The 12,470-nt window shown below is 66.3% G+C and carries 8 protein-coding genes; 2 read left to right on the top strand and 6 right to left on the bottom strand.

What is annotated here, in order from left to right:
* Positions 1-1,629 (top strand): FadD3 family acyl-CoA ligase, encoded by a 1,629-nt coding sequence (locus tag AC3FOF_RS35805; protein ID WP_488729305.1) that lies wholly within the window; start codon positions 1-3, stop codon positions 1,627-1,629.
* Between the two features lie 6 nt (positions 1,630-1,635).
* Entirely contained in the window at positions 1,636-2,172 is a 537-nt protein-coding gene (locus AC3FOF_RS35800) for a nuclear transport factor 2 family protein (protein WP_488729304.1), read from the top strand.
* Positions 2,173-2,233: 61 nt separating this feature from the next.
* Here AC3FOF_RS35800 and AC3FOF_RS35795 read toward each other — a convergent pair whose 3' ends face one another.
* From AC3FOF_RS35795 to AC3FOF_RS35770, 6 genes are all read right to left on the bottom strand, one after another.
* Entirely contained in the window at positions 2,234-3,034 is an 801-nt protein-coding gene (locus AC3FOF_RS35795) for a thioesterase II family protein (protein WP_488729303.1), read from the bottom strand.
* 7 nt (positions 3,035-3,041) lie between these two features.
* Positions 3,042-4,280, bottom strand: coding sequence for an MFS transporter (locus AC3FOF_RS35790; RefSeq protein ID WP_488729302.1), 1,239 nt, complete (start codon positions 4,278-4,280; stop codon positions 3,042-3,044).
* The gene (locus AC3FOF_RS35785; protein WP_488729301.1) at positions 4,277-5,386 is read right to left on the bottom strand and encodes a Gfo/Idh/MocA family oxidoreductase; all 1,110 of its coding nucleotides are present in this window, start codon (positions 5,384-5,386) and stop codon (positions 4,277-4,279) included. The genes AC3FOF_RS35790 and AC3FOF_RS35785 overlap by 4 nt, the downstream gene beginning before the upstream one ends.
* Positions 5,383-6,477: a saccharopine dehydrogenase NADP-binding domain-containing protein gene (locus AC3FOF_RS35780; protein ID WP_488729300.1), complete on the bottom strand. Its 1,095-nt coding sequence runs from the start codon at positions 6,475-6,477 to the stop codon at positions 5,383-5,385. Before AC3FOF_RS35780 ends, AC3FOF_RS35785 begins: the two co-directional genes overlap by 4 nt.
* Positions 6,474-11,885, bottom strand: a complete 5,412-nt coding sequence (locus tag AC3FOF_RS35775; protein WP_488729299.1) for a non-ribosomal peptide synthetase — start codon at positions 11,883-11,885, stop codon at positions 6,474-6,476. Before AC3FOF_RS35775 ends, AC3FOF_RS35780 begins: the two co-directional genes overlap by 4 nt.
* The coding region (locus AC3FOF_RS35770; RefSeq protein WP_488729298.1) for a phosphopantetheine-binding protein at positions 11,882-12,470 on the bottom strand (589 nt) is incomplete at its 5' end. The genes AC3FOF_RS35775 and AC3FOF_RS35770, both read right to left, overlap by 4 nt.

Here is a 12,470-nt window from a genome sequence, read left to right as displayed (position 1 = left end):
ATGATGACAACTGACACCATTGAAACCGCCCCGGCGCTGGCCGGCGCCGCCGGGGCGGGACAAGCCGTTCCCGCCACAATCCCGGAGCTGGTACGCACAGCCGCCGCGCGCCACGGCGCGCGCATCGCCATCCAGGAAGACGGGCTGCGGCTCAGCTTCACCGCGCTGGAAGCGCTGCGCGCGCAGGCGGGGCGGGCACTGCTCGCGCTTGGCGTGACACCCGGCGACCGGGTTGCCGTGTGGGCGCCCAACCTGTCGGAATGGATCGCCGCCGCCCTGGCCACGCACAGCATCGGCGCGGCACTGGTGCCCATCAATACCCGCATGAAGGGCATGGAGGCCGGCGCGATCCTGGCCGACAGCGGCGCGCGGGTGCTGTTCTGCATCGACGACTTCCTCGGCGAGAGCTATCCGCAAATGCTGGCGCCGCACCGGCCCGCCACGCTGGAGCGCGTGGTAGTGCTGCGCGGCCGGGCGGGGCGGCAGATGGCGCCGGACGAGCTGGTGTGGGCGGATTTCCTGGCCCTGGCGACGCGCGCCGGCGACGCCGAATTCCGCGCCTGCGAACGCGCGGTCACCGGCGACACCCTGATGGACATCATGTTCACCTCAGGCACCACCGGGCGCCCGAAAGGCGTGATGACCGCGCATGCGCAGAACCTGCAGGCCATCCACGGCTGGGCCTCGATCACAGGCGTGGAAGCCGGCGACCGCTACCTGATCGTCAATCCCTTCTTCCACGCCTTTGGCTACAAGGCCGGATGGCTGGCCGCCCTGATCAGCGGCGCCACCATCCTGCCGCATCTGGTGTTCGATGCCGAAGCAGTGATGACCCGTATCGAGAACGAGCGCATCACGGTGCTGCCCGGCCCGCCGACGCTCTACCAGACGCTGCTGAACAATCCGCGCCTGCGCGAGTTCGACCTATCCTCGCTGCGTGTCGCGGTAACTGGCGCGTCGGCGATTCCGCCCGTGCTGATCCAGCGCATGCGGCGCGAGCTGGGCTTTCGCAACGTCTTCACCGGCTATGGCCTGACCGAGTCATGCGGCTTCGCCACGCTGACCCGCGCCGGGGACGATACCGACATCGTGGCGCTGACCTCGGGCCGCGCCATGCCGGGGATCGAGCTGCGCTGCGTGGATGGTGCCGGCCAGCCGGTGCCTGCGGGCGAACCGGGGGAGGTGACGGTGCGCGGCTACAACGTGATGCGAGGCTACTTCCAGCTACCGGAAGCCAGCGCCGAAGCGATCGATGCGGGCGGCTGGCTGCGCACCGGCGATATCGGCACGCTGGACCTGCGCGGCAACCTGCGCATCACCGATCGCATCAAGGACATGTTTATCGTCGGCGGCTTCAACTGCTATCCGGCCGAGATCGAGAAGCTGCTGGTATCGCATCCGGCGATCGCGCAGGTGGCGGTGGTGGGCGTGCCGCACGACCGCCTCGGCGAGGCGGGCAAGGCCTTCGTGGTGCTGAGGCACGGCAGCAAGCTTGGCGCGGACGAGCTGATCGATTGGGCGCGCCGGCATATGGCCAATTACAAGGTGCCGCGCGAGGTTGTCTTCGTGCAGACGCTGCCGACCAGTGCGGCGGGCAAGATACTCAAGTACCGGTTGCGGGAAGGGTGAGAGGCCGTGGACGCGTTGACGCAATTGCAGTGGCGCCTTGCGCATCTTGAGGCGGGGGAAGCCATCCGGGCGCTCAAGCATCGTTATCTGCGGGCCTGCGATGACAAGGATCCGGTGGCCATGCGGGCGTGTTTTGTCCCGGAGGGGGCACATATCCACTACGACCGCATCGGCAGCTTCAATAGTGGCGAAGCGCTGGCGCAATGCTTCGCCGAGCTGGGCTGCCGGCCGAGCTTGCTGGAGATGCACTTTGCCGGGCATGCGGATATTGTGGTGGAGGACGCTGGTCTTGCACGTGGAACGTGGGATCTGGCTTATCTCGGGTTGGATCAACTGGCTGGGATCAGCACGTCTCTGACTGGGCGCTATGCCGATGAGTACGCATTGGTCGACGGAGTCTGGCTGATTCGTTCGACGGTGTTTACCACAAGAGTGTTGACTCAGGGCTCTGTGCCAGTGGGGTCCCGGGGAGGTAGTTTGGGTGCTTCTAGCGGGGCGGTGACGGAGCGGGTCATGTCGTCGCGCGGCGCGAGCCGCGGGTAGCGCAGACCGCTATGTTGGGTAGTGCGAGCGGGCGTCGGCGCCCGGTGTGCGGCTAGTTGGCTCAGCCGGGAGAGTCGGGGCGCGAGTGGCGTCCACCATAGTAGGGTGCATCCACAGTTTGGCAACTGAATGTGTTGCTTGGCTGCGATTGGCACTCTGTCGCGATATGGTGCAGTAGCGCCTCGCGGTGTTCTGTCAGGTAAAAGTGATCACCAGGAAAACTCCGCGAGCTGTACCTTGCACTGGTATGTATAGCCCATTCGCGCATCTCGCTTGCACACACTTCGGGGTCGGCATCACCCCAGCAAGCCAGTATCGGGCAAGTCAAGATTGGACCTGCCTGGAGGCGATAGCCTTCGATCAGTCGATAGTCAAGGCGCATGGTCGACAACACCAGATGTAGCAGTTCCGGTTGATCGAATACACCGTTTCGGGTTCCGTTCAAGCGTTCCAATTCTGCGCGCAGTTCCGGATCTGGGCGAGTGTGCAACTCGCCCTGCCGTGCATACTGCGGTGCTTCGTGCGCGGAGACGATCAGCCCCGTTGGCGACGGAGCGCGTTGTCGCGCCAGGGCGCGCGCCACCTCGAATGCGATGCAGGCGCCCATGCTGTGACCAAGCAGGATGTATGGCCTGTCAAGCTGCGCTTGCATGGCCCGTGCGATATTAGCGGCGACCTGCGTCAATTGGTCGGGCATGGATTCTGCCAGCCGATCTTCACGTCCGGGGTATTGCACTGCCCAGATTTCCAGCGCGGGATGCCGCCATTGACGAAAAAAACTGGCTGCGCCCGCTGCATGGGGAAAACAGAACAATCGATAGCGGGCATCTTGCCGCCGATGAAAACAACGTGTCCAGAGCATGCGTGTCCTAGGTCTGGGTTGCGGCGGGATGGATTTGCGCCAGCGGGCGCTGCAGCCGACGGAAGATCCACGGGCTGACCAGCATGCCCGCCGCACCGGCGATCAGGAAGGTGGGAGCAAAGCCAATCGACTGCGCCAGCAAGCCGCTTAGCGTCATGGCGAGCAGATTGGCCAGGGCTTCGATGGAGTAACACAGCGTGTAGTCGGTGCCCGCACTGTTTGCGGACGCCAACGACATGAACAGGGCGTACATGGGCACAGTCGCCATCACGATGGCGGCATACGCGAAGCCGTTCATCGCGATGGTAACCGGGATGCTGCCTTTCCCTGCAAGCATGGACAAGCCCAACGCCGCCCAACTGCTGCCGGTCAGGGCCACCAAGGCGCCAATGGTTCGGGGCACGCCGTATGTCGCGCAGGTGCGTGGAGCGGCATGCGCGACGACGGTGGCTATGATCGCCACCAGAGTGGCCGACGTGACAGAAATCAGCCAGAACGGGGCACCTTGCTTAACCAAGAGCGGATTGATGAGGCTGTGCCCGAGCATGGCCGGCAGCTTGTAGGCAAGTACCAGCACGATCAGTGCAGGGGTATAGGGCTGGCGCAGGAAGGTCAAGATGGATGCACCGCCGGCGCTGGCGCTCGTCTGCGCAAAATGCCGCCACACGGTCGCCAATGGAAGGAGTGCGCATAGTGGCAACAGCGCCAGGGCGAGCGTCGTGGCGCGAAAGCCGAGGCCATCAACCAGCACTAGCGCCGTGCTGCCGCCAATCAGCATGCCCAAGCTGAAGCCGGAAGTCTGCACTGCATTGGCACCCAGCCAGCCATGGTCTCGCAGGGTGTTGACAGCGAGAGCGTCGACGGCGATGTCCTGCGTCGCGAACAGCGTGTTGACGACGATCAGCGAGCTCAGCAGCATGGGATACTGGCCGATAGGGTCGAGCCATGCGATCGCGGCGAAGGCGGGTATGCTGACGGCCTGGCAGCAGAAAATCCAGCCGACGCGTCGCCCGCAGCGGGCAAAAAGCGGAGGATTGCGATTGTCAAGCCAAGGTGCCCATAGTCCTTTCAGGACCCAGGGCAGCAGCGTGATGCCGAGCAAGCCCAAGGATGCCAACCCCATGCCCCGGGTGGTAAGTATGGCGGGCAATGCGATCATCGCATAGCCGCCCGGTACGCCTTGCGCCAGGTACAGCGCGCCCAGGGTGATGAGCAAGCGGCGGTGCGACGGGGGGGAGTGCGTCATGGCGTCTGCTCCGCAGACTCGTCCAGCAGGACGGCTTCGGCCGCGGTAGCATCGGCGCGGTCCAGCGAGGTCAGCGACGAGTAGGCCGGCGGGCCGAGACGGTCGGTGAGGGCTTCCCACGCCAGGCAGAGATCCAGGCTGCGCTGCCCGGCGTGCAGGGGGTCGCGTTGCGCGCGCTGGTCCGCTTCGATCTGGCGCAATTGGCGGGCGATCGCGGCGGGCCAAAGGTCGGTGAGGATGGCATGCAAGGATGCACCATGGCTGGGACCGATCGCGCGCACCATCGGGATGGCCGCGACGGCGCCTGCATCCAGTTGCACCTCCAGGCGCGCCGCGCCGATGTCCACTCGCGGCACATGAAAGCGGCGGGCCCAGAGCACCGGGCCATGAGTGTCGTGCAGGCACAGGTTGCCGGAGGGGAAGCCAACTGTGATGCGGTGCATCAGATGAAAATAGTTGTCCGGGTCGCGCAGGTCCATTTCGTATTGCAGTCGCAGATGCAGCGGCACGCCGTGCAGGGTGCCGTCGATGCTGCGATAAGGCAGTGCTTGGCCGGGCGGCGGTACGGCGGGCGTGCCGAAGGCGAAGGGGCGCAGGCCGCCCAGGGCGTGTCCCAGAATATCGAGTAGCGCGCAGCCGATCTGCACGCCGGCCACGGCGTCGATGAACAGGGGCGGTTCCAAGCGAGCCAGACGCCGTACCTGGGCAAGGTAGCGGCGCATCGGGGCCGTTTCCGGGTAGAGCGTATTGAGCCGGTACTGTGCGCCATGGCTGCGCGCCGAGCGCAGGCATGGCGCGAGTTCGCCGCTATGCACCGGATGCTCTTGTATCACCGATATCTTGCGGGCCAACAGCGCCTGCGCCATTTCAGTGCCCGCGCCGCCGACCATGCCCGAACGGATGACGACGCAGCCGAGCGCGATGTCATCAGGCAGGGCGGCGATGCTCGGGTAGAGCGGAACGCCTGCGTCCTCGGCCAATTGCCGCGAGCGCGGGCTGCCGCGTGCGACGATGCCGGCCAGTTGGTAAGGCTGATCGTCGCGTTGCAGGGCCGCCAGATAGATGCGGCCGAAGGTGGTGCCGCAGACGATGGCTTTGGGCTTCATAGCTGTCCTTCCCGATCGTCATGACAGGCGTTGTCGAGCTGCCAGGCAGTGCAGACTCCCGATGCCGCCAGCGCGAGCCAGCCGGCGGCCGGATTGGCCCATTGGTCGAATAGAAACACGCCCGGCTCGGGCGCGCGCTGCTGGGCCAAGCGGGTAGCGGCGTAGGCAGCCACCGCGCCGGTCAAGGCGTAGCCGCTGGCCGCGTCGAGGCGGCAGCTCCAGCGGCGTTTTGGACCCAGTAGTTCGCAGTGCAGCCGCTGCCAGGCCGTCCCCACGCACAGGTCTGCCGAGCTGGCAGCCACGATTTGATCCGCCAGCACGGCAACCTCGGCTGCGGGTGGTTGATTCAGCAGGTCAAGCAGTCGCTCGCCTGCGACCAGATGGTAATAGCGCAAGGCGCGCAAGGGCGTTTCCATGGCGATGCGTTCCAGTTCGCGCGGCAGGTATGGCAGCGCCCATGCCGGCCCTTGCGGCCCGGTTACCCGATGCGGCGCCGCCTCGTGCAGATGGCGCGCGCCGTCACGCCAATTGGCGCCCGCAGTGCCATAGCCGCTATCAAGACTGATGGCGAATTCGAGGGCCGAGGTGAAAGTGAAAGCTTCGCGGCCGCCGCAATAGCAGATTAGCGTGGCATCGGCGGCGTTCGTGCCGGCAAGTTGCGCCAACAGACGCGGGATCAGCCCGGTCAGGCCGGGCGCCTGGCCTGCCGCCAGCACCACCGTAGCCGGCACCGCGCGGTGGCTGCGGCGCAAGCGCTCCAGCAAGGCTTCGTCGCCGCCGACGTCGACGCAGTGAACGCCAGCCGCCAGCGCCGCCCGACTGACGGCTTCCGCCCAATGCGCCGCAGGGCCGGAGCAGTTCACGATCACTGCGCAGCCGCGGCAGAATTCGGCCAAGGCGGCGGCATCCTCCAGCGCAAAGACGGCATGCTCGACCTTTGCCAGCGACGCGCGGCATTGCGCGAGGCGCTTGGCGTCGCGGCCCGCCAAGTGCAGCGGGAAGCGGCCGTTCAATTGCTGCACCACGGCGCTGCCGACCTTGCCGCCAGCGCCGAGAATACCGATGACGGGGGGCTTGGCGGCGGGCCTCATGCGCTGGTCTCCTCGCACAGCAGAGCGGCCAAGTGCTGCGCCAAGACGGGGTCGTTCAGACACTCAAAGTGATCGCCACTCAGATCGCGTACGTCGACCTCACCGAGGCAGGTCTCGCGCCAGAAGCGCGTCATATCGTCGCGCAGCCCTGGCAGGAAGTGGGTGTCTCCGGTTTGGCGGAAGAACACCACGTCGCCGGCATAGGCTTCGGGGCGGTAGCGCATCACGGCTTCGAGACTATGGTGGAATAGTTGGAATAGCTTGGCAAAGGCGTCTTGATCGGGCAGGGAGAAACGGTTGCCTGCTGCAGAATAGGCATGCCAAAGCCGGGCGAGCCGCGCTTCTTGATCAAGCTCAAGATAGCGTTCGAAGGTCGCGGCAATCTGGGCGAGGGGGCCATTGCGCGGCATCGCAGCAATGGACAGAGCGGTGGGCCGCGCCTTGAGCGCGGCTTGTAGCGCCGCGCCGGCCGCCTGTTCGTCGGCGGGCAGGCTGCAGTCCTGCGGCGCAATGCCCAGTGCTCTTGCAAAAGCGTATTCCGCGAGGCAGGCGTCTTCCAGGCGGTAAGGCACCTGATAGGCGCTGATGGCCGCCACCATGGTCAACTCGCGTCCGCGGCCGCGCAGCACGCGGGCGACCTCCAGCGTGATGAGCCCGCCCATGCAGTAACCGGCCAGGCGCAACGGCCCGTCGGGTTGCTCGGCGGCGATTGCCTCGGCATAGCGTTCGGCGAGTGTGGAGATCAGGCCATCCGCCGGCAGATCGAGAAAGGCATCGACCGCCGTAACGGCGAAGCCGCGCACCGCCATGCCGGCAGGTAGCTGCCGTAGCAAGGGCTGGTAAGGCAGCAGGTTGCCGATGCCGTCGTGGAACAGGAACAGGGGCGGCGCGCCGCCTTCCCGCAGCAGAACGGAGCCTGGCAATGCCGGCGTCGCCGCTTGTGCGGCCTGGCTTTCCAGATGGGCGGCGAGTTCGGCAATGGTGGCGTGACCGGCAAAATGGCGCAGTGTGGTGTCCCATTGCACGCGTTCATGACCAAGGGCGTCGCGCAGGCGGCCAATCATCTGCGCGATCAGCAGCGAGTCGCCGCCGAGCTGGAAAAAGTTCTGGTGCCGCCCGACCGATGCGAGTCCGAGCACTTCGCACCAGACTTGCGCCAACTTGATCTCCAGTGGGCTGCTTGCGGCTTCACCTGCGGTGCCATGTTCAGGATGAGGCTGGGGTGTCGGCAACGCGCGGCGCTCCACCTTGCCGTTGTCTGACAGGGGCAGATGCTCCAGCAGATGAAACTGATTGGGAATCATGATCTCAGGCAATCGGGCGCGCAAAGCCGCTTCGACCACCTGTAGGTCGGGCAGGACGCGGCTCCGGTCGACCCGAAAGGCAAGAAAACTCTGCCCAACCGGCGCCAACGGATGATCGGCACCGGGCAAGGCCAGCACACTACTTGCGCCGATTGCCGTGAATTTGTGTTGCCATTGTTCGACAGACAGAAAAGGTTCATTGCTGACGCCGCGTTCGTCGTCGAAGTGACGCATGCCCTCCAGGAACTCCAGAGAGCACAGCAGCGGGTAGTTGGGCCGCGTAAGGTCCACCATCAACAGCCACCCGCCCGCGCTCAGCAAGTCGCTGCAGCGCCGGCAGGCGTGGTCCAGGTTGCGCACGCTGTGCAGCATATTGGCTGCGATGACGACATCGAAGCTGTGCGGCGGGATGTCCTGCAGGTGGCTGTCGAGGTCGAGGTCAAATAGCGCATAGCGAACAAACGGATGCGCGCGGTAGCGCTCGCGCGCGGCGTGGAGAAAGAATACGGAGGTATCGGTGAACCAGTATTCGACCTCTGCCCCTGCGTCGGCCAGCGCGGCAATCAGCGTGTCGGTAGTACCGCCGACGCCGGCGCCGATCTCGAGGATGCGCAACGGCCGGCCAGCCGCGCGCTGCAAGGCCAGCAGCGCGGCGCTGACGAAGCCGTTCAACGTGCGGCTGGCCAGGTTGTCGCGGTAAGCCGCCATGGCGACATCGAGTCGGCCTTCCGGATACAGCAGTGCAAGCGGATCCGCCTCGCCGCGCAGCAATTGCGGGAGTGCCGTCTGGCTCGTTTGCAGCAATTGCAGCAGCTCGGCGCTGTAATCCAGTTGCGTCTGCAGGCGCTCGATCTCGCGTTCGTCGTCGGCGGTGGCAGGAACCATCGCATCGCCTGGCAGCAGGTACTGGTTCGCGCCGTGCCGTTGCAGCCGGCCGGTGCCTGCCAGCGCATTCAACCAGCGCTGTATCAACGGGGCCAGATCCGGGGCGATGCGGCCACGGCGGATCAGCGCGTCAAGATCTTGCGGCGCGTCGCCTGGACGCAACGCATCTACTTCCACCAAGGCCTGCTGCATGCGCGCCAACGACACCCGGTCGGCGGCGGCAAGCAGGGCTTGTACCGCTGCGCCGTCAATGTGGCCGGCCGCGCGCGTCGCCTGCTCGCAGGCGCTGACCACCGCGGCCTGCGCAAGAGCGGCCTGCCCTGGATCGGCGACGCTTGCCTTGGGCAGCAGGTGGGCGATCAGGCGGCCGGCGTCAATCCGTGTGACGGCGGTTTCGATGTCGGCCTGTTCCTGCAAGGCGGCGTCAATCTCGGCCAGTTCGATGCGATGGCCGCGCAACTTGACCTGATGGTCGAGGCGGCCCAGGAATTCGAGATTGCCGTCCGGGCGGTAGCGTCCCAGGTCGCCGGTGCGATATAGACGCTCGTTGGTTCCTGGCCGGTGGATAAAGCGTTCGCCGGTCCTGGCGGGATCGTTCCAGTAGCCTTCGGCAAGCCCGCTGCCGCCGATGTACAGTTCGCCAGGGACCCAGTCGGGCGCGTCTTCAAAGCGGGCGTTAAGCACATGGAAGCGCTGGTTGGACAAAGGTCTGCCGTAGGGAATGCTGGGGCAGTCCACCACCGTTTGCTCGGTGTCGAAGTGGTTGGACCAGATCGCAGCCTCGGTGGCGCCGCCCAGAGCGCTGATCTTCGCAGCGGGAAACAAGGTGCGCACCTGCTCGGGCAGGCGCGGCGGAATCCAGTCGCCAGACAGCAGGACGCGGCGCAGGGCGGCGCCGGGCCTGTGCGGCGCCGAGGCGAGGTAGGCGACTAGCATCTGCATTTGCGCTGGCACCGAATTCCATACCGTGACCTGGTGGCGTTCGAGCAGGCGTGCCCAGTGCGCCGGGTTGGCGCGTTCGGCCGCCGCCGGCAAGATCAGCGTGCCGCCGGCGCCCAGCAGGCCGAACAGGTCGTAGACGGACAGATCGAAGCTCAGGCTGGCCAAGGCGAGCACGCGATCCTCGCGTCCGATGGCGTAGCGCCGGTTGATGTCGAGCACGGTGTTCACGGCGGCGCGGTGGCTGATCATCACGCCTTTCGGCTGCCCGGTAGAACCTGAGGTATAGATTACATAGGCCAGGTCGGCCGTGCTCGCCGTTGGCGGCAACGGCGCAGGCATGATCCCAGGCGCCGCAGCGTACACCGTCAGTATGGCGATGCCCGAGGGCGGTGCGATCTCCGGCTGCCAGCCGACTTGGGTAATGGCGCAGCGAACGCCGGCATCTTGCAGCATCAGGTTACGCCGCGCCGCAGGCAGGGCGGCATCGATCGGCACATAGGCGGCGCCGGCATGCAGGATGCCCAGCACAGCGACGATCTGTTCCCAGCCCTTTTGCATGAGCACGGCGACCAGTTCACCCGGCTGGACGCCGTGCGCGCGGAGCCGATGCGCAAGCGCGCGTGCCCGCGCCTGCAGTTCGCCGTAGCTTAGGTGCCGGTCACCGTCGATCAGGGCCACCGCAGCGCTTGCTTGCTCCGCCTCGCGCTCGAAGGCTGCGTGCAGCAAAGTATCCGGCAGCGGCGCCGTGCAGGCGTTGGCCTGTGCCCGGCGCTCGGCCTGCTCCGGTGGCAGCGCGGTGAGGCTGGCCGCGGACCAGACCTCGGGGCCGGCGGCCAGGCGCTCCACCAGGCCGCGAAAGCTGTCGAACATCGCCTCGATCATGCCGGCCGGGAACACATCGGCGCGCACGTCCCAGCTCAGGGACAGGCTGCCCCGGCGTTCCAGGGCCTGGCAATCGATCCATACCTGCGGCGTCTGGCTGATGCCAAAGGCCAATTCGCCGGCGGACAGCAGCGCGGCGTTGGTTTCGGCGCCGGCTATGCCGAGGGTGCTGGTGAAGACTACCGGCATCAGCGCCGCCGTACCGCGCCGGCCAAGTTCGCGCAGGACTTCCACGCCGGTGCAATGCGCATGCTCCATATCCTCCCAGAGCTGGCGTTGCAGCGAGAGCGCACGTTGATGGAAGGTAGGCGCAGCGTCGCTGTCGACGGCCAGCAGCGTGACCTGGGTGAAGTCTCCTACCAGGCTGGCTACGTCCGCATGCACCGGCCGGCGCGTCATCAGCGTCAGGTTCAGGGTGAAGCGCGGCTGCGCGCTGTAGCGGGCCAGCACCTCGGCGTAGGCGCTTAGCAGCGCGGCGGAAGTTGTCAGTTCGTGGTTGGCGGAATGCTGCTGCAAACGGCGCCAGGCGGCGGCCGGCACGGTGTGCGACCAGCGTTCGAAACGCGGCCGGCTGCGTTCGCCGTCGGTGGCCACCGGCAGCGCGGGGGCGGGCGGCAGGGCGTCGATGCGCGCCAGCCAGTACTCGCGGTCACGCTGGCGCTGTGCTTCGCTGCTGGCGGCGAGTTGGAGATAGCCGGGAAAGCTCAGACCGAGTGCGGGCAGCGTCGTATCGGGGCGCTCGTAGAGTTCGGCGAATTCGTGTAGCAGTAACTGGATGCTGGCGAAGTCGGCGATCAGCAGGTCGACGCTGACGTGCAGGCGGCTGGACTGCGGCGCCTGACTGAGTTCGACGCTAAACAGCGGCCACTGGTCCGGGACGTAATGACGGTGGCTCAACCGCTCGCGCAGGGCGGCGAGCGCCTGCATCTGCTTCGCCGGATCGCGTTCGCGCCAGTCATGTTCGTCGACGGCGTAGGTGGCCACTTCGGCCTGGATGCGCTGCTCGCCGCGCGGGTCGATAACGGCGCGCAGCATGCCGTGTCGAGCGATCAGCTGGTTCCAGGCGCGTTCGACGCCTGCCCGGTCCAGGTCGGGGAAGTCGATCTCGAAGTAGCCGTGACAACCGGTGCCGCCATAGCCGTAGCTGCTATGGCGTCCGGCCAGGTAGGCGGATTGAACCGCCGTGAGGGCGAAGGGCTGGTCATCGTCCGGCGCGGGCGAGGCCGCTGTCTCGCTGGCTAACAGGGCCAGGATTTCTGCTTTGGCCAGTTTGAGTCGCTCGCGGTGCTCGGTGGTGAGGACGCCAGGCGGCGCGCGAAAGTGCAGCTTGCCTTGTTCGGCCCATAACTCGACTTTCTGTGCGCGCAGTTCGGCGATGAGTGCGATGGTAGTCAAATCTCTCCCCTTTCAAATTCGGTACGGCGTTGATCGACCAGTGCGCCCAGGCGCGCGATCGTGGGATGGGTGAGGAAGTCGCGCAGCGACAGCTCGATGTCGAAACGCTGGCGCAGGCTGTCCACCAGCCGTACCGCCAGCAGCGAGTTGCCGCCCAGGGCGATGAAGCTCTGCTCGCGGTCGCGTATCGGCATCTCCAACAGCGCGCACCAAAGCTCGGCCAAGGCTCGCTCGGTTTGTCCCTGCGGCGGTGTGCCCGCACTCTCGGCGTGCGCGTCGGCCGCGCTCGCAAGGGAGGCGAGTGCGGCGCGATCCACCTTGCCGTTGGCGGTGAGCGGTAGAGTCTCGAGTGCGAGGAATTTGCCAGGCAGGGCATAATCCGGCAGAAGTTGTCGCAAGCCGGCGCGTAGCGCGGTGTCGCTCAAGGGCGTCGCGGCAACGTAGCAGGCGACCAGGCGTTGTGCTTGCCGGGAGCCGACGACGACGGTGACGGCGTCACGCACCGCTGGCTGGCGCTTGAGCGCGGCGTCGATCTCACCCAACTCGATGCGGTGGCCGCCGATCTTGACCTGCAGGTCGTCGCGA

The organism is Cupriavidus sp. 96C5-1, assembly GCF_057798855.1.
This window is presented reverse-complemented; position numbering and strand designations above follow the sequence as displayed.